This is a genomic window from Arthrobacter sp. MP_M4 (genome assembly GCF_035984855.1).
Taxonomy (GTDB): Bacteria; Actinomycetota; Actinomycetes; order Actinomycetales; family Micrococcaceae; genus Arthrobacter.
This window is the reverse complement of record NZ_JAXCHX010000009.1, coordinates 83,304-101,999: the sequence shown is the minus strand read 5'-3', so window position 1 is coordinate 101,999 and position 18,696 is coordinate 83,304. Positions and strand designations below refer to the sequence as shown.

The window sequence follows — 18,696 nt, the reverse complement described above, 5'->3', positions numbered from 1 at the left end:
CAAGGACAAGAACGAGCGCAAGGGGACGGAAGGTTCCCTGCGGCTGGCATAATTTCGCGCATGGTCATCGTTGTCGCCGTCAATCCACGGGCTTCTTTTGGCCGCGGGCTGCACGCCGGCAGCGAGTCGGCCAAGTGCTTCCGGGATGCCGGGGCGGAAGTGCTGGTCCTGTGTGCGGACAGTTATGCCGCGCTCGTGCTGTCCGTGGACCAGGCGCTCGCCTCGGGGGTGGACGCGCTCGTCGTCGTGGGTGGCGACGGCATGGTCCATCTTGGCGTCAACGCGCTTGCGGGAAGGGGCGCGCCCTTCGGCGCAGTTCCGCTGGGGATCGTTCCGACCGGCACGGGAAATGACATGGCGGGAGCGCTCGGCCTGCCCTCCCACGACGTACCCGCGGCCTGCGCGAGGGTGCTCGCGGCGCTGGCTTCCGGCGGCCGGCTGATCGACGCAGGACGGGCCACGTCCGAAGGCCGGTCCTGCTGGTTCGCCGGAGTGGTCTCCGCCGGGTTCGACGCGGCGGTCAACGAACGGGCCAACGCCTGGCGGTGGCCCCGGGGAAAGGCACGCTACCACTTGGCCCTGCTCCGGGAGCTCGTCTCGTTCCGGCCGATCAACTACACGGTGACGGCGGACGGCGAGCGCTGGCAGCAAGGCGCAATGCTGATCTCGGTCGCCAACGGTCAATCGATCGGCGGCGGCATGAGGATCACCCCCAACGCCCTGCTCGACGACGGCTGCCTGGACCTTTTCATTGTCGGCCCGCTGTCCCGCATCGGCTTGCTGCAGGTCTTTCCAAGGGTCTTCTCCGGCGGCCATCTGGGGCATCCGGCGGTCCATATCCGGCGGGTGCGAAAGGTGGTGCTGTCGGCGGCGAATGTGGTGGCATACGCCGATGGCGAGCGGCTCGGCCCGTTGCCGCTGACCATCGAGGTGGTTCCCGATGCCGTTCGCGTCCTGGCCTAGCCCGCAGAGGCCAACTCCCGGATCAGGCAACGCGCAGCCGTGCGTGATCCTTCGGCTTGAGGCCGGTCAGCAGGACGCCAACGACTACCATGATGCCGCCCGCCACCTGGACCAGGGTGAGCGGCGTTCCCAGCGCCACGGTGATGACTGCCGTGAAGACCACGATCAGGTTCAGATAGTTCCCCGCGATACCCGGCGGGGTGGTCTTCAAGGCAATATTCCACAACAAGTAGGCGCCCAGGGACGGGAAGACCACGATGTAGGCCAGTGACCAGGCCTCCGCCTGCGTCTGCGGAAGCCGCACCTGTGTGGCGAGGGCGAACGGGGCCAGCGTTACGGCCGCTATCGCCACTTGGACGGCAGTCGCTGAGATGGCAGGGACATCCAGCCTGCGGGCGATGATTGTGTAGAAGGCCCAGACGGCGACTGCGCCGATCATGAGCACTTCACCACCATTGAGAGAAAGACTGAACACCCGCTGCAGTTCTCCCCGCGTAAGTACCAGCAGAACGCCGAGCAGGCCGAGGCAGATGCCGGACCAGCCCAGGCGTGTCGTCCGCTCGCCGAGGAGGACGATCGCCAGCACCACAATCAGCGCCGGATTGGCTGACGTGATCAGGGCGGCGTTCACGGCCGAGGTCTGGCCGAGTGCTCCGTACAGCAGCAGGGTGTATCCGCTCATGCCCAGTGCGCTCAGCAGCAGGAGCACCGGCCAACGGCGCAGGACCGCGCGCCAGTCCGGTTTCTCCACGACGTGGGCCAGGAGCAGCAGCGGGACGGCGGCGAGCGTCCATCGCCAGAATGTCAGGTCCAGTGGCGTCATCGATGCCACCGCAGCCTTGCCGACGATGAAATTCCCGGACCAGAAGAGGGCGGCAAGAACAAGGTAAAAGGACGCTTTCACTGCTCGAATGTACACCAGTGCCGGCTGGGGCCCGCAGGTAGAATTGCCTTGTGTCCGTCTACCTTGATCATGCCGCCACCACCACCCTTGCGCCGGAGGCCCTGGCCGCGCTGACCCGCGAACTGGCCCGGACCGGCAACCCGTCCTCGCTTCACGGATCGGGCCGCCGCGCCCGGCGTGCCGTGGAGGACGCCCGCGAGGTGCTGGCGGCTGCGGCCGGCGCGCACCCCTCGGAAGTGATCTTCACCTCGGGTGGAACGGAGGCCGACAACCTCGCCGTCAAGGGCCTCTACTGGGCCCGGCGCGCTGAAAACCCGGCCCGTACCCGCATCCTGTGCACCGCCGTCGAGCACCACGCCGTGCTGGACACCGTGGAGTGGCTCGAGCGCCATGAACGGGCGGAGGTGACCTGGCTGCCCGTGGACGCGGACGGCGTCGTTGAGCTTTCCGTGCTGGCGGAGGAACTTGCGCGGGACCCGGGGTCGATCGCCCTTGTCACGGTGATGTGGGCCAACAACGAGGTCGGCAGCATCCAGCCCATGGCCGAGATCGTGCGGCTGGCCCACGGGGCCGGGGTTCCGGTCCATTCCGACGCCGTCCAGGCGTTCGGCTCCGTGCCGGTGGACTTCCGTGCCAGTGGCCTCGATGCCATGTCGGTGTCCGGGCACAAGATCGGCGGCCCCGTCGGCGTCGGGGCGCTCCTGCTGGGACGTGCCGTGAAGCTGACTCCGGTCCAGCACGGCGGAGGGCAGGAGCGCGACGTCCGCTCCGGAACGCTCGACACCGCGTCGATTGCGGCCTTCGCCGCGGCGGCCGAAGCCGTCACTGCCTCGCTCCGGGTCGAAGCGGGCCGCATCGCGGCGCTCCGGGACCGGCTGATCGACGGCGTCCGGACGGCCGTGCCCGACGCCGTCCTGCGCGGGGCTCCTGGTAGCGGGCGGCTCCCGGGCAATGTGCATTTCACTTTTCCCGGCTGCGAAGGTGATTCGCTGCTGTTTCTGCTGGATCTGGCCGGCGTCGAGTCTTCCACCGGATCCGCCTGCACCGCGGGCGTGCCCCGGCCTTCCCACGTATTGCTGGCCATGGGGCTGGATGAGGACACGGCCCGGGGGGCCCAGCGCTTCAGCCTGGGCCATTCCTCCACCGGGGCCGACGTCGACGCGTTGCTCGCTGCCCTGCCCGGCGCCTACTCCCGCGCGCGCCAGGCCGGCATGGCGGGGCACGAATCCAGCATTCAGACCGCCGGCACCGTGGCCCGCCGGTCCGCGGGTCCGGGCTAACGGGCGGCCCGCGCCGTAGTGATGCGCCCCGGGCGTTTTTTGGGCTGAAAACGGCGTGGCGATAGGATGGACCAGCAGGGCGTTGTGCTATCGACGCCGGCATTCACCAGTCCCCAGAGAAAGCCAGTATGCGAGTTCTTGCAGCCATGAGCGGTGGCGTCGATTCCGCCGTTGCCGCAGCCCGCGCCGTCGAGGCCGGGCACGACGTAGTCGGCGTCCACCTTGCCCTTTCGCGGATGCCGGGCACCCTGCGCACCGGCAGCCGCGGCTGCTGCACCATCGAGGATTCCCGCGATGCCTGGCGGGCCTGCGACGTGCTTGGTATCCCTTACTACGTGTGGGACTTCTCCGAGCGTTTCAAGGAAGACGTCGTCCAGGACTTTATCGACGAGTACGCTGCAGGCCGTACCCCCAACCCCTGCATGCGCTGCAATGAGCGGATTAAGTTCGCCGCGCTGTTGGAGAAGGCGATTGCCCTGGGGTTCGACGCCGTGTGCACCGGCCACTATGCCAAGGTGATCACCGACGCCCAGGGCAACCCGGAGTTGCACCGGGCCGCGGACTGGGCCAAGGACCAGAGCTACGTGCTCGGTGTCCTCACGCACGAGCAACTCAGGCACTCCATGTTCCCGCTCGCGGACACGCCCTCCAAGGCCGAGGTCCGCGCCGAGGCCGAGCGCCGCGGCTTGTCCGTGGCCAACAAGCCCGACAGCCACGACATCTGCTTCATCCCCGACGGCGACACCGCCGGCTGGCTGGCCGAGAAAATCGACATGACGACCGGCGACATCGTGGATGAATCCGGCGCCAAGGTCGGCGAGCACCCGGGCGCCAACGCCTTCACCGTCGGACAGCGCCGCGGCCTGAAGCTGGGAACCCCGGCCGCCGACGGCAAGCCGCGCTTTGTGCTGGAGATCCGGCCCAAGGAGAACAAAGTGGTCGTCGGGCCCGAGGCGCTGCTGGCCATCGACGAGATCCGGGGCATCAAGGTGTCCTGGGCCGGGCTGCCCATCGCGGAGATTGCCACCGGCGGGAATTTCGACTGCTACGCCCAGGTCCGCGCCCATGGTGACCCTGTGCCCGCAACGGCGCACATGGACCACGGCGACCTCGTGGTCACCCTGGCGGAACCGCTGCGCGGCGTGGCCCCCGGGCAAACTGTGGTGCTTTACCAGGGCAGCCGGGTCCTGGGACAGGCCACCATCGACGCCGCCCGGTCGCTGCAGCGGGCGGCCCTCTAGCCGACGGCCCTCCAGCGGACCGCCTTCCGGCGGACGGCCCTCCCGCGGACCGCCCTCCGGCGGACGGGACGGCGGACGTCCGGGCCGACAAGCCGCACACCTCAGGTGTGCGGCTTTTTTTGGCGGCCGGAACCGGCCGGCCCCGCCCTGGCGCAGCGAAGAAAATGACAGGCTTGGCCCAATCGGATAAATTTTGTGTCTCATCTCACAAGATGTAACGATTTACCTGATGGTGGTCTGGTTGAATCAAGGCATCAGGACAGTGCTCTGCCCCGCGTCATGACCAACATCAGTTCCGGGCAGCGCCCCAGTACTCATCGAACAGAAAGTTCACAGATGGCAATGAACAAAAAGGCCCTGCAGAGCGCTATCGCGCTCGCCGGGGTATCCGCCTTCGCACTAACCGCCTGCACCGGCCCTTCCGGCGGCGGTTCGTCGACTGGCAGCGCGGCCGGCGGAGGCACCGTGACGTATGGCACCACCGACAAGGTCGTCACCCTCGACCCGGCCGGCTCTTACGACGCCGGCTCCTTCATGGTGATGAACCAGATCTACCCGTTCCTGCTCAACTCGAAGCCCGGCACCGCCGACTCCACCCCGGACATCGCCGAGTCGGCCTCCTTCACGAGCCCCACCGAGTACACGGTCAAGCTCAAGCCCGGCCTGAAGTTCGCCAACGGCCACGCCCTGACGTCCTCCGATGTGAAGTTCTCCATCGACCGCGTCGTCAAGATCGCCGACGACAACGGTCCCGCCTCGCTGCTGGGCAACCTCGATTCGGTTACGGTCAAGGACGACTCCACCGTGGTGTTCACGCTCAAGGCCGGCAACGACCAGGTCTTCCCGGGCGTCCTTGCAGCCAATGCCGGTCCGATCATTGACGAAGAAGTCTTTCCGGCGGACAAGTTGTTGACGGACGATGAGATCGTCAAGGGCAAGCCCTTCGCCGGTCCCTACACGATCGAAAGCTACAAGAAAAACGAACTCGTGGGCCTCAAGGTCAACCCGGACTACCAGGGCCTGCTCGGCAAGCCGGCCAACGGCGGCGCCACGATCAAGTACTACGCCGATTCGAACAACCTCAAGCTGGATGTCCAGCAGGGCAACATCGACGTCGCCGGCCGCAGCCTGACGGCCACCGACGCCGCCGACCTCGAAAAGGACTCCAAGGTCAAGGTCTACAAGGGACCGGGTGGTGAACTGCGCTACATCGTGTTCAACTTCGACACCATGCCGTTCGGTGCCAAGGCCGCCGACGCCGATCCCGCCAAGGCCCTCGCCGTGCGGCAGGCCATGGCCGACGTCGTCGACCGCGACGCGATCGCCAGTCAGGTCTACAAGGGGACCTACCTGCCGGCCTACTCTGTTGTTCCGGACGGCTTCGTCGGGGCCATCCAGCCGCTCAAGGAAATGTACGGCGACGGCAGCGGCAAGCCCAGCGTCGACAAGGCCAAGAAGGCGTTTGCCGACGCTGGCGTGAGCGCTCCGGTCACCATCAAGCTCCAGTACAACCCGGACCACTACGGCAAGTCCTCGGGTGACGAATACGCCATGATCAAGGAGCAGCTCGAAAAGTCGGGCCTGTTCAAGGTTGAGCTGCAGTCCACCGAATGGGTCACCTACTCCAAGGACCGCACGGCTGACGCGTACCCCGTGTACCAGCTCGGCTGGTTCCCGGATTACTCCGACGCCGACAACTACCTCACGCCGTTCTTCGTCCCCGGCAACTTCCTGAAGAACCACTACGAAAACCCCGCCGTCACGGACCTGATCAGCAAGCAGCTGACCACCGTTGACAAGGGTGAGCGCGAAAAGGTCCTCGGCGAGGCCCAGACAGCCGTCGCCAAGGACCTGTCAACGCTGCCGCTGTTGCAGGGCGCCCAGCTCATGGTCGCCGGCAAGGACGTCAAGGGTGTCGAAAAGACCCTCGATGCTTCCTTCAAGACCCGCCTTGGTGTCATTTCCAAGTAGGTCCCACCCCCATCCGGTTCTGACCAGCCAACGAGGCGGGGCGCCCACACGGCGTCCCGCCTTGATGCTGAGACAGGACAACCGATTCCGGAGCCCGCAAGGGCCTCGGAACACACATTTAGGTACCAATGACAACACTTATCGAGGCGCCGCCGACTGACGGCGAAGGCCTTCTGCCGATAAAGAAAAAGAAGTCCGGTGGGGGACTGGGCCGCTACATCCTCATCAGGTTCTTCCTGATCTTCCCGACGATCCTCATCCTGGTCACCATGGTGTTCTTCCTGATGCGCACCACCGGCGACCCCATCACCGCAGCCCTGGGCGGCCGGCTTCCACCGGAGCAGCTCCAGGAACGCATCACTGCCGCCGGCTACGACCGGCCCATCTTTGTGCAGTACTTCGAGTACCTGGCCCAGCTCATCACCGGCAACTTTGGCACCACACTCTCGGACAACCGGCCGGTCTCGGAAATGCTTGCCACCTACGGCGCCGCAACCCTGGAACTGACCATCAACGCCCTCCTCGTGGCGCTGGTCGTGGGCATCCCCCTGGGACTGCTCGCCGCGCACCGGCGCGACAAGGGTCCCGACGCCGGGCTTCGTGTCTTCGCGATTCTCTGCTACGCCACACCGGTGTTCTTCTCCGGGCTTCTCTTCAAACTGACGTTTTCGGTCTGGCTGGGCTGGCTGCCGGTCGCTGGCCGCGCGACGCCGGCCTCGGAGCTCGCCCTGACCTCGCTCGGGTCGCCGACCGGCATCTACTGGCTGGACGCCATCCGCAGCGGCAATACTGCCGCGCTGGCGGACGTTATGGCGCACGCCGTCCTGCCGGCCCTGGCCCTGGGGCTCCTGACGGCAGGCATCTTCCTTCGCCTGGTCAGGACCAACGTGATCGGCACGCTCGGCAAAGACTACGTCGAGGCCGGCCGCTCCCGCGGTGTCAGCGAATACCGGCTGGTCACCAAGCACGCCTACAAGCCTGCCCTGATCCCCATCATCACCGTGATGGGACTGCAAATCGCCGTGCTGCTTGGCGGGGCGGTCCTGACCGAGACCACGTTCGAATGGAAAGGGCTGGGGTTCCAGCTCGCAACCTACCTGACGGCCCGCGACTTCGTGGCAGTCCAGGGCATCGTGGTCCTCCTTGCCGTCATTGTGGCTGTGACCAACTTCTTCGTGGACATCGTCGCCGCGCTGATCGACCCCCGCGTGAGGTACTGATATGAGCACCACTGCCGTTACTGAACCCATCAAGGACCCCCGGGGGCCGTGGTTCCGGCGCCTGCCGGTCATCTCGCACTTCAATAAGAGCGTCGGCCTGCAGCGCGGAATGCTCGTCGCCGGGCTTGTCCTCACCGCCGTGTTCCTGCTCACCGCGCTGCTTGCCCCCCTGATCGCGCCCTTCGGCTTCTCCCAGATTTCCGACGCCGAGGGCGGCTTCCCGGCGCAGCAAGCCCCCGGCGGAAAGCACCTCATGGGCACCACCGTCGGTGGCTACGACGTCTTTTCCCGCGTCGTCTGGGGGGCGCAGACCGCCGTCCTGGTCATCATTGTGGCCGTGATCATGTCCATCTTCATCGGCGTGATCCTGGGCCTGGTCAGCGGCTACATCGGTGGCTGGCTGGACCGGACCCTGGTGGTGATTGCCGATGCCATCTACGCCTTCCCGCCGCTGCTGGTGGCGATTGTCATGGCGATTGCCATAAGCGGCGGAAGGTCAAGCCTCTGGGGCGGCATCCTCGCGGCGGCCATCTCCATCACCGTCGTCTTCATTCCGCAGTACTTCCGCGTTATCCGGGCCGAGACCATCCGGCTCAAAGCGGAACCCTTCGTGGAATCGGCCAAAGTGGTGGGCGCCTCCAACATCCGCATCATGCGCCTGCACGTGTTCAAGAACGCCACCCGCACCCTTCCCCTGATCTTCACTCTCAACGCCTCCGAGGCCATCCTTACCCTGGCCGGCCTGGGTTTCCTGGGTTTTGGCATTGAGCCGACGTCCGCCGCGGAATGGGGCTTCGACCTCAACAAAGCGCTGGCAGACACCACGTCCGGGATCTGGTGGACAGGTGTATACCCGGGTCTCGCGATCGTCCTCACCGTCCTGGGCCTGACACTGGTCGGGGAGAGCATCAACGACCTCAACGACCCCCGGTTGCGTGGCCGCAAGAAAGCCGTCGCCGGCAAGGGCGGCCCGGACTCCACCACCGGCGCCAAAGCTGCCCTCGAAGCAGAAGCGAGAAGTTCATGACCAGCAACATCGATACAACCGGCCCCGCCGTCGGCCCCGTCCTCGACATCGACCACCTCAAGGTCACCTTCGCCACCGACGCGGGGGATGTCTACGCCGTCAAAGACGTGAGCTTGACGGTCAACCCGGGCGAGGTCGTGGCGATCGTGGGCGAATCCGGCTCCGGCAAGACCGTCACCGCCAAGACCATCCTCGGTCTCCTGCCGGAGACCGCCATCAGCTCCGGCGCGGTGCTGATCAACGGCAACAACGTGATCAGCGTCAGCCCGGCGAAACTGCGGGAAATCCGTGGCCGCGACGTCGCCATGGTCTTCCAGGAGCCCTCCACCGCCCTCAACCCGGTTTTTACTGTGGGCTGGCAGATCGCCGAGGGCATCCGTTCGCACGCCCGCCACGGGAAATCAGGACGGGTCAGCGCCAAGGAGGCCAAGACCCGCGCCATCGAAGCGCTCCGGAAGGTCGGCATCCCGGACCCGGAAACCCGGGTCAACTACTATCCCCACCAGTTCTCCGGCGGACAGAAACAGCGCGTGGTGATCGCTGCCGCACTCGCACTGAACCCGGGACTGATCGTGGCCGACGAGCCCACTACGGCGCTTGATGTCACGGTGCAGGCAGAAATCCTTGAGTTGTTGCGGGACCTCCGGGACCAGTACGGCACCTCGATCGTGCTGATCACCCACAACATGGGTGTCGTGGCCGACCTCGCCGACCGCGTCGTGGTGATGTACCAGGGGGACGTCGTTGAAGAGGCAGCCTCACGGGTGCTCTTCGCCGAGCCGAAACAGGAGTACACCAAAAAGCTCCTGGCAGCCGTTCCGCACCTTGGCCGGAACTCCGCCTCCGAGGGCATGACCCAACGGGCGCACCAGGGCGGGAAAGTGCTCGTCGAGGCCACCAACCTGACCATCGAATACCCCGGCCGGTTGGGGAGCCCCGCCTTCAAGGCTGTGGACGGGGTCAACTTCACCCTGTCCGAAGGGGAGGTCTTCGGCCTGGTGGGGGAGTCCGGCTCCGGCAAGACCACCATCGGGCGGGCCATCGCGGGCCTGAACCGGACCACCGGGGGCAGCTTGAAAGTGCTGGGCTATGAGATGCTCAACTTGAAAGAGCGCACGTTCAAGCCGCTGCGGAAGGAGATCGGGTTTGTGTTCCAGGACCCGGCCGCGTCGTTCAACCCCCAGCTGACAATCGGGGACTGCATCGCCGAACCTTTGATCATCCACACCAATCCCAGCCCGGCCCAGGCCAGGCAGCGGACCCGGGAACTGCTCGAAGCCGTGCAGCTGCCGGCGGCCTACGCCGACCGGTTCCCGCATGAGCTCTCCGGCGGGCAACGGCAGCGAGCCTCCCTCGCGCGCGCTCTCATCCTGAACCCGAAGCTCCTCGTCGCCGACGAGCCCACCTCGGCCCTGGATGTCTCTGTCCAGGCGGTCGTGCTGGAATTGTTCAAGGAGATCCAGGCCGAATTTGGCTTTGCGGCCTTGTTCATCAGCCATGACCTCGCAGTGGTGGACATTCTCTCGCACTGGGTTGGCGTTCTCTACAAGGGCGAGATGGTGGAGCAAGGGCTCGGAAACCAGGTGATGGGCAACCCGCAGCACGCCTACACCAAGAAGCTGATTGCCTCGCTGCCCGTGCCGGACCCGGACGAGCAGGCCAGGCGCCGGAAGGACTTCCGCGCCGTGCTGCACAGCTAAGCCCTCCGGCAGCAGCCCAAGGGACATGCCCGCCGTTCCCCTTGAACGGCGGGCATGTCCCTTGGGTAGGCCGGACCAGACCGGCAGCGGAAAACGCGCCGAACTGGCCTCCGGGCGGGCCTTCGCCCGAAGCTTGGCAGCGGATGCGATGAGCGCCCGTGCCTCTAGACTGGACCAATGACCGAGCAGACCCGAACTCCTCCCGACGCCGAATCCTATGACCCCGGAGCCAGCTCACTGGCCGGTCAGGTGGATCCCGCGGTGATGGCGGAGCTGCTGTCGATCCGCTCGAGCATCGACAACATCGATGCCACCCTCGTTTACCTTCTTGCCGAGCGGTTCAAGGCCACCCAAAAAGTCGGAGTCCTCAAGGCCACCCACAAGCTTCCTGCCGGCGACCCTGGCCGGGAAACGGCACAGATTGCCCGGCTGCGCCGGCTCGCCGCCGAAGCCCACCTGGACCCGGCCTTCGCAGAAAAGTTCCTAAACTTCATCATCGGTGAGGTCATCCGGCACCACGAGGCCATCGCCGAAGACCACGAGGCAGCCACCCAGGCCGCCATTGCGCACGCCGCCGGTTCCCCCACGCGTGGCTCCGCGGGCCCCGCTGACTCAGCCGGGGCGTGAGCGTGGCTGCCCCCGAACGTCCGCTGCCGGGCGAGGTCACTGCCACCGCCCTGGGCACCTGGCCCGGAGAGGATCCGGTGGAGGCCGCGCGCATCATCCGCGGTGAACTTGGCAGTCCGCACTTGCCGTTCCTGGCCGAGCTTCCGGACCGGGGCGTGGGATCCGACGCTCTGGGCCGGACGGCCGCCTTGCTGGTGGACCTGTCCGTGGACGTCCAGCCCTACGGCTGGCGCATTGTGGACCGGCCCGGCAAGGACCTCAAACGGGCGCGCTCGGCACTGTCCACCGACATCAACATCCTCGCCGACGTGATCGGCGCCGAAGATACGGCAGCACCGGACCTCAAGGTCCAGCTCCGCGGGCCGCTCAGCCTCGCCACCGGACTGCACCTGCACAACGGGGAGCGCGCGCTGATCGACTACGGTGCCCGGCGGGACCTTGCGGCCTCCCTGGCGGCTGGAGCCGGCAGCTACCTCAGCCGGGTGGCGGCTGCAGCTCCCGGCGCCCGCCTCGTGGTGCAGATCGATGAGCCCGAGATCGCGTCCGTGCTGGCCGGTACCATTCCCACCTCGAGCGGCTACCGGACCCTGCGTTCAGTCTCAGGGCAGGAAGCCACCGACTCCTGGAAGATGGTCATCGACGCGTTGCGGGCGGCCGGTGCCGCGGAGGTGGTGATCAGCGTCCCGGACGTCGAGGCCCCCATCAACCGGATAGTAGCGGCCGGCGCTGACGGGATCGCCATACCCCTGCGCGCGCTTACGTCCCGCCAATGGGAACAACTCGCCGGCGCTATCGAAGGCGGCAAGAGGCTGTGGGCCGGAGCGCTCGAGGTTTCCACCCCCGCAGCGGCGATGCCCCGGGTAGCCGACGTCGTGGACACCGTCTGGCGGCCATGGCGCCAGCTGGGTCTGGCCCCCGCGGCTCTGGGCGGGGTCCGGGTCACCCCCTCGGACGGGCTGGCCAGGCTTTCGCCGTCGGCCGCCACGGCGGCTTTGACGCGGCTGACGCAGGTAGCCGACGGCCTCAACCAGCTTGCCCTCGGCTAGCGCCGGCCTGTGCCGCCGTCAACTGCGGCTTTCCCAGCGGTCCGGCCTGGCGTAGTCCGGCAGGAAGCCCGATGATGTCAACCGGCCGGGGTAGGGTTCCAGCCGGTAGTCGAAGTGTCCCGCGTAGACCAGGACCAACCCGAGTTGCGGCTGGATCACCTTGACCTGGATGCGGTGTTTTCCGGCCGTGCCCTCCCGGGGCGCCCACCACTGTTCGGCGTAGGCTTTGGCATCGAGCGCGGCCGGCAACGGAATCCGCAGCGGGCCCAGGAACAGCCGGGAGGCCTCCGAGACTCCCCGCAGACGTCCTTCGGCCGTGACACCGAGATTGAGGTCCGTGACGAGCCGCCGGTACCGCCCGACATAGTCCAGCAGCCGGGGCTGGCCGCCGGCATCGTCCCAGCTAGTGGTGTCGTGGAAAAGCCGGGTGGTGCCCGGAAAGAAGATTTCGCGGCGGGCGGTCAGGCTGGAGCGGCCGAACGGGTCCAGGTGGGCGTGGTTCTCGATCCGAAACCGGATGCTTTCCCCGTACTCCGGGAAGAACGCCTGCTCTCCGCCGGCAAGCCGCAGCAAGGGGCGAAGCAAGCTCTGCCGGCAGCCCACCACCTCGAACACGCCCTCCCCGACGCCATAGTGGCCGGACCCGGGCGCGAGTGAAAAGTACTCCTGCAGCTCCGGCTGCAGCCGGCCAAAGTCAGTGCCAAGAGCCCGGTGGTAGATCGGGATACTCAAAGAAGCCTCCAGGGGTTTCATGTGGTTGAAGTGTTTCTGTCCACAGCATGCGGGATGGGCGGGGTTTGTTCCAGTCGGCGGGCGCACCGCCGTCGCATCAACGGGCCACCCGGGTAGCGGCGGCGCCATGCCCGGGCAGGGCTGAATACGACAAAGCCATTGCAATAAGGGAATATATACATATGAAGGCACGCATTCTGGTAGTGGACGATGACGAGGCGCTGGCCGAGATGATCGGTATTGTGCTGCGCAATGACGGGTTCGAGCCCGTCTTTTGCGCTGACGGTGGGCAGGCGCTGGAGGTCTTCCGCTCTGCCAAACCGGACCTGGTCCTGCTGGACCTCATGCTTCCGGGCATCGACGGCATCGAAGTCTGCCGCCAGATCCGCGCCGAGTCAGATGTTCCGATCGTGATGCTCACTGCCAAGGCGGACACCTCCGACGTCGTCCGCGGGCTCGAGTCCGGAGCAGACGACTATGTGCCAAAGCCCTTCAAACCGGCCGAACTGGTGGCCCGTGTCCGCGCCCGGTTAAGGCCCGGTGACCAGAAGGCGCCCGAGACCCTGCGCATTGCCGACGTTACGATCGATGTGGCCGGCCACCTCGTCAGCCGTGGAACTGAACGCATCTCGCTGACGCCGCTGGAATTCGACCTGCTCGTTGCCCTGGCACGCAAGCCCTGGCAGGTTTTCACCCGGGAACTCCTCCTGGAGCAGGTCTGGGGGTACCGGCATGCCGCAGACACCCGCCTGGTCAACGTCCACGTCCAGCGGCTCAGGTCAAAGATCGAACGTGACCCGGAAGCCCCCGAAGTTGTATTGACGGTCCGTGGTGTCGGCTACAAAGCAGGCTCCTGAGCCACCGGACGGCCAGACCGGGGCCGACCCGGTCAAAGACCCCACGGCAGTTGACCCCGCCGGCGCCGACCACGTGACGGCAGGCGGCCCGGCCGCGGGTAGGCAGTCGCTGCCTTTCCGCACCCGGCTTTGGGTGAAGCGGGCCAGAATCGTCGGCATCCGGGTGGCGCGGTTGGTCGGCATCGGGGCTTCCCGCCTGTTGCCAGGGACCCGCTACCTGCTGCGCTCCGTGCACCGCCGGTGGCGGCGGTCCTTGCAGTTCCGGACCATGCTGACCACTCTTATGCTGGTCGTCATCTCCTTCGCCGTCGTCGGCGCGTATCTGTCCAATCAGATCGCCGCCAATCTTTTCCAGGAACGGCTCGTCCAGGCTGAGTCGGAGACCCGCTACAACGTCAAGCAAGTCCAGGACACGTTTGACGGTGCCCAGGTTACTGACCAGTCGAGCGTGATCACACTCGTTTATGACACCCTTAATGCCGTCGAAGGCCGAGGCTCCGTGATCCAGCGGCGCTACGTCTTCGAGGCCATGCCGGAACAGACCAAACCCCGCAACCGCTGGGTCGAATCCCGGGCGTCGGACCAGCTCACCATCAGCGTCATCCCAACCGAGCTGCGGGCCGCCGTGCAGGACTCGGGCAAGGAGCAGTTCTGGGCGTCCACGGAGTTCCCGGTGGGCACCGAAGACCGGCCCGGCATCGCCGTCGGCAATAAGGTGACCTTCAACGGCACGGTTTACGAGCTCTACCTGATCTACGACTTGAACACGGCCCAAAAAACCCTCGACGAGATCCAAAACGTCCTGCTGGCCGGTGGCGCCGTGCTGACGCTGCTGATCGGCGCTGTGGCCTGGTATGTGACCCGCAACGTCGTCAGCCCCGTCAGCCACGCCGCCCTTGTCTCCGAAAAGCTCGCTGCCGGACAGCTGCAAGAACGCATGGTGGTCAAAGGCGAGGACGAGGTCGCCCGGCTCGGGGCGTCCTTTAACCACATGGCGGCGAGCCTCCAGGAGCAGATCACGCAGCTGGCTACCCTGTCCCAGATGCAGCAGCGGTTCGTCTCTGACGTCTCCCACGAACTCAGAACCCCGCTGACCACGGTGCGGATGGCCGCCGAAGTGCTCTACGATGCCCGCGACGACTTCGACCCCATCAACAAACGCTCCGCTGAGCTGCTCTACAACCAGGTGGAGCGCTTCCAGTCGTTGCTGGCAGACCTGCTGGAGATCTCCCGCTTCGATGCCGGCGTGGCCACCCTCGACGCCGAACCGGGCGACCTTGTGCAGCTTGTCGCGCACGTGATGGAAGGCGTGTCTCCGGTGGCCGCCGAGTATGGCTCCGCCGTCACCCTCAATGCGCCTGCAGGCAGCATCATCGTGGATATGGACGACCGCCGGATCGACCGGATCCTGCGCAACCTGGTCCTGAATGCGCTGGAGCACGGCGAGGGCCGTCCGGTGAACATCTCCGTGGCCGCCAATGACCATGCGGTGGCGGTGGCGGTCCGCGACCACGGCATCGGTATGGCCCCCGCCGAGGCGGCACGCGTGTTCGACCGGTTCTGGCGGGCGGATCCGGCGCGGGCGCGCACCACCGGCGGCAGCGGCCTTGGGTTGTCCATTGCTGCCGAGGACGCGAAACTCCATGACGGCTGGCTTCAGGCCTGGGGGCGCAAAGGCAGCGGGGCCAACTTCCGGCTCACCCTCGCGCTGCGCCGGGGCGGGATCATTACTAAGTCCCCCCTCCAGCTGGAGCCGGTCGACGTCGGCCTGGAGGACGACGGCAGCGAGCGGACCATGCTCCTGCTCGATCCCGGCCCGGCAACGCGCGCCGATGGCCACGCCCGCGGCGCAGGCAGCACCCCCGGTGCAGCCGCCGCGGATCCGGGGTCCGCGGGAACCGGGACTGACACGACCGGGACTGACACGACCGGGACTGACACGACCGGGACTGACACGACCGGGACTGACACGACCGGGACTGACACGACCGGGACTGACGCGACCGGGACTGACGCGACCGGGACTGACGCGACCGGGACTGACGCGACCGGGACTGACGCGACCGGGACTGACGCGACCGGGACTGACACGACCGGGACTGACACGACCGGGACTGACACGACCGGGACCGCAGCAACTGGAACCGCAGCAACCGGAACGAAGGAGCGGCCATGAGCCAGACCTCAGGGAAGGCCTGCCGTGCTGCGGCGTCGTTGCTGCTGGTGGTGCTGCTGTTCCTGCTGACCTCGTGTGCGCAGATCCCCCGGTCGGGCCCGGTCGGAAAAAGCACCGACGAGAGCGCCGGCAACCCCAATAACGCCCCCGTGTTCTTCCCGTCCGCCCCCCGTGAGGGAGCCGGGCCGGAAGCGGTGATCGAGGACTTCTATCTCGCCGGCAGCGGCTATGAGGACGACTACGCCGTCGCGCGGCAGTATCTGACCCAGGCGTCGTCGGTGACCTGGAAGCCGGACCAGCGGGTGCTCGTCTTCCGGTCGGCCCGCGTTGTGCCGACCGGTGTGGAAAACGTCTTCAATTACGAACTGGACGTGTCCTATTCCGTCGATGTGGACGGGGTCGCCACCCAGCTTCCCGAAGGAACCAAGGAAAATATTCCCGCCACCCTGACCAAGGTGGACGGACAGTGGCGCATTGCGGAACTCCCGGACGGGACGGCGATCCCGGAAGAAACATTCAAAGTCATCTACGGCGCCTATCCGATCTACTTCTATGACCCGACATATACGTACGCCGTGCCCGACGTCCGGTGGTTCATCAAAAAGAAGACGGTCAAGGCCATGACCAGCGCGTTGCTCGGCGGCCCGGCACCGTATCTAAAGGGTGCGGTTGTCAGCGCCTTCCCCTCGGGCATCAAGCTGGCCCGCGAATCGGTCCCGGTGGTTTCCGGCGCAGCGCAGGTGGACCTGACAGCGAAGGACCTCGTTGAGGCGTCCAATGAGGACCGGTTGCGGATGCAGACCCAGCTCGCCCTCACGTTCCGCAGCCAGCCCGACGTCATCAACGTGGAGCTCCGGGCCAACCAGGATCTGGTGCGCGTGGATGACAACGGTTCGGTGCTGCCGCCGATCCGGGACAAGAACGTTCCAGCCCGCCAAATCGCTGTCAGCAACAACGATCTAATCCGGTACGAGAACAACAGGATCTCGCCGCTTCCTGACATGCAGGCCGTGTCGGCCCTGGCGCCGCGGGTTCCGGCGGAGTCCCCGGTCTCGCAGGCCGTCGCCTTCCTCAACGCCGGCCGCGGGACGTTGTACTCCATCGTGCCCGGCCAGCCCGCACGCGCCCTGACCACCCGCGCCACCTTGACCCGGCCGTCTTTCGACCGGTACGACTGGGTCTGGACGGCGGGTCCGGGGGCCAGCGGCGCCACGGAAGTGATCGCCCACCGGCCGGGCGTCGTGACCGAAGGCACCGCCGTCCCGGCCGTCACCCTGTCGCCCGCCTGGCTTGCCGGGCGCTCCGTCAAGGAGGTTCGGATCTCCCGCGAAGGTACCCGCGCCCTCGTCCTGACGGAGCTGAATGGCAAGACCCGGGTCCAGATCGCCGGCATCGTCCGGGCAGCCGACGGCACCCCCAAGGAACTTACTGTGCCGACGACGCTGTTGGCGACGAACAATCCGGATCAAGGCGTGTGGGTCGATGATACGACGGTTGCCGTCATGAAGGGCTCCTCGACCGAGCCCGTCACCCCGGAGCTGCTGTACCTCACGTCATCCCAGCCGCAACAGCTCGCCCCGTGGCCGGGCCTCACCGCGCTCAGCGCCGGCAACGGCAGCGAAGAAATCTACGCCCAGTCCGCCGACGGCATCTTCCTGCGGCTCGGCAACGGCTGGTCCCCCCAGCTCAAGGGACCCATCGATCCGTCGTACCCGGGGTAGGGTTCCGGGCAGTTCCCTGCGGAAGCGGTTGTTCACAGCTGTCGCGCAGGCATGCTTCCGCCCGCGGTGATCTGCCCCGATTATCCACTTGTTATCCACTTAAGCTGCCACGGGCTGCTTTCGTCCGCCGCGGAGGCGGAAACTTGCCGGATGGAGACAACCGGATCAGCCCGCGACGGCGAGCAAGGCGGCCAAGCCGGCGGCCTACGCCGTCCCCGGAGCCGGGCCGGCGCGGGCCCCCGATGGCGCCCGCGCCCGGCCGACCCCGACCTTGCCCCGGAGGCCGCGCATGCGGCAAGACACCGCGGCGGTTACTGCCGGCCGCTGGCACGGCTCGCGGACTCGGCCGCGGCAGCCGCGGCCGAAGTCCTTGCGCTCGCAGCGCCGGTGGATTGCGTATGTTGTGGAGCAGAAGATCTGACGCTCTGCGGCGGTTGCGAACGGCACGTCCGTCAGTTGATGCGCCAACCGTTCCGGGCAGAGGCACAAGCCCCCGCCCTCATGGACGCCGACGGGTCCGTGCTCCTTCCGGTCGTGGCTGCTGGAACCTACCGCGCGGAGCTGGCGCAGACGGTCCTGTCCTTCAAGCGCCACGGCCAGCGACAGCTCGCCGAGGTGTTGTCCATCGGCCTGGCCCGGGCCATCAAGGCAGCCGCCGGGCAAGCCCCGGGACTGCTGCTGGTGCCAGTGCCGACCAGCAGCCGGGCCTACCGGAAGCGGGGGTTCAGCCCGGTCCACGTGTTGCTGGACCGGATGGGACGGACCCGGACCAAGGGGGAGCAGTACTGCCGGGTGAGCGCCGTCGTCGCCCTCCGGAAGACCGGACAGCGGGCCAGGGTGGCCGGGGCCTACTACAGCCTCCCCGGTATCGGGGCAGGACCCGGCGGGCAAAAGGGCTTGGGGCGTCAAGGCCGGGCGCAACGGGTGCGCGGATCCATGCGGGTGCGCCGCGGTCCGTTCTGTCCCGACCTGACGGGACGGCCCTGCATCATCGTCGATGATGTCCTCACTACCGGGGCCACGTTGGCCGAAGCTGCCCGGGCCTTGCGGGAGGCCGGCGCGCTGGTGCGGGGCGCCGTCGTCCTCGCCGCGACACGCCCGCCGGAGACGCGCAACCTGGGCGAGGCAGGCCGCCAGCTGGCGGAAGAAGGCCCCTCAATCAAAATATAAACCGAAAAAGGATGAATTAGAGGGGGCTATGAACTAACGTCGGAGATGGGTACCAAGAATA

15 protein-coding genes are annotated in these 18,696 nt (G+C 66.8%); 13 read left to right on the top strand and 2 right to left on the bottom strand.

The features are described from left to right. The first annotated feature begins 60 nt into the window (after positions 1–60). On the top strand, positions 61–963 hold the full coding sequence (locus RCH15_RS09325; RefSeq protein ID WP_326960291.1) for a diacylglycerol/lipid kinase family protein: 903 nt from the start codon (positions 61–63) through the stop codon (positions 961–963). Between the two features lie 22 nt (positions 964–985). On the opposite strand, the gene RCH15_RS09320 is transcribed toward RCH15_RS09325, so the two are convergent. Continuing rightward, positions 986–1,867, bottom strand: coding sequence for a DMT family transporter (locus RCH15_RS09320; protein WP_326960289.1), 882 nt, complete (start codon positions 1,865–1,867; stop codon positions 986–988). A gap of 50 nt (positions 1,868–1,917) precedes the next feature. On the opposite strand from RCH15_RS09320, the gene RCH15_RS09315 reads away from it, so the two are divergent. The 8 genes from RCH15_RS09315 (at position 1,918) to RCH15_RS09280 (ending at position 11,979) form a co-directional block, all read left to right on the top strand. After that, positions 1,918–3,147 (top strand): cysteine desulfurase family protein, encoded by a 1,230-nt coding sequence (locus tag RCH15_RS09315; RefSeq protein WP_326960287.1) that lies wholly within the window; start codon positions 1,918–1,920, stop codon positions 3,145–3,147. 128 nt (positions 3,148–3,275) lie between these two features. Beyond that, entirely contained in the window at positions 3,276–4,388 is a 1,113-nt protein-coding gene (gene mnmA, locus RCH15_RS09310; protein ID WP_326960285.1) for a tRNA 2-thiouridine(34) synthase MnmA, read from the top strand. Positions 4,389–4,724: 336 nt separating this feature from the next. Beyond that, entirely contained in the window at positions 4,725–6,359 is a 1,635-nt protein-coding gene (locus RCH15_RS09305; RefSeq protein WP_326960283.1) for an ABC transporter substrate-binding protein, read from the top strand. 128 nt (positions 6,360–6,487) lie between these two features. Continuing rightward, entirely contained in the window at positions 6,488–7,579 is a 1,092-nt protein-coding gene (locus tag RCH15_RS09300; RefSeq protein WP_326960281.1) for an ABC transporter permease, read from the top strand. A gap of 1 nt (position 7,580) precedes the next feature. Continuing rightward, positions 7,581–8,606 (top strand): ABC transporter permease, encoded by a 1,026-nt coding sequence (locus tag RCH15_RS09295; RefSeq protein WP_326960279.1) that lies wholly within the window; start codon positions 7,581–7,583, stop codon positions 8,604–8,606. Next, complete coding sequence (locus RCH15_RS09290) at positions 8,603–10,306, top strand: ABC transporter ATP-binding protein (RefSeq protein WP_326960277.1); 1,704 nt, start codon at positions 8,603–8,605, stop codon at positions 10,304–10,306. Before RCH15_RS09295 ends, RCH15_RS09290 begins: the two co-directional genes overlap by 4 nt. A gap of 177 nt (positions 10,307–10,483) precedes the next feature. Further along, the gene (locus tag RCH15_RS09285) at positions 10,484–10,933 is read left to right on the top strand and encodes a chorismate mutase (RefSeq protein WP_326960275.1); all 450 of its coding nucleotides are present in this window, start codon (positions 10,484–10,486) and stop codon (positions 10,931–10,933) included. Between the two features lie 2 nt (positions 10,934–10,935). After that, complete coding sequence (locus tag RCH15_RS09280; RefSeq protein ID WP_326960273.1) at positions 10,936–11,979, top strand: hypothetical protein; 1,044 nt, start codon at positions 10,936–10,938, stop codon at positions 11,977–11,979. Positions 11,980–11,997: 18 nt separating this feature from the next. Here the strand turns inward: RCH15_RS09280 and RCH15_RS09275 are convergent, their stop codons facing one another. Further along, a complete protein-coding gene (locus RCH15_RS09275) occupies positions 11,998–12,711 on the bottom strand; it encodes a DUF4166 domain-containing protein (protein ID WP_326960331.1) in 714 nt (237 codons plus the stop codon). 182 nt (positions 12,712–12,893) lie between these two features. On the opposite strand from RCH15_RS09275, the gene mtrA reads away from it, so the two are divergent. The 4 genes from mtrA (at position 12,894) to RCH15_RS09255 (ending at position 18,635) form a co-directional block, all read left to right on the top strand. Next, positions 12,894–13,568 carry an MtrAB system response regulator MtrA gene (gene mtrA / locus RCH15_RS09270; protein WP_024365603.1) on the top strand — a complete coding sequence of 225 codons (675 nt, stop codon included), beginning with the start codon at positions 12,894–12,896 and terminating at the stop codon, positions 13,566–13,568. Next, positions 13,540–15,744 carry an MtrAB system histidine kinase MtrB gene (gene mtrB / locus RCH15_RS09265; protein ID WP_326960269.1) on the top strand — a complete coding sequence of 735 codons (2,205 nt, stop codon included), beginning with the start codon at positions 13,540–13,542 and terminating at the stop codon, positions 15,742–15,744. Before mtrA ends, mtrB begins: the two co-directional genes overlap by 29 nt. After that, positions 15,741–17,465 carry an LpqB family beta-propeller domain-containing protein gene (locus RCH15_RS09260; protein WP_326960267.1) on the top strand — a complete coding sequence of 575 codons (1,725 nt, stop codon included), beginning with the start codon at positions 15,741–15,743 and terminating at the stop codon, positions 17,463–17,465. The genes mtrB and RCH15_RS09260 overlap by 4 nt, the downstream gene beginning before the upstream one ends. A 150-nt stretch (positions 17,466–17,615) precedes the next feature. Next, complete coding sequence (locus RCH15_RS09255; RefSeq protein WP_326960265.1) at positions 17,616–18,635, top strand: ComF family protein; 1,020 nt, start codon at positions 17,616–17,618, stop codon at positions 18,633–18,635. The last annotated feature ends 61 nt before the right edge of the window (positions 18,636–18,696 follow it).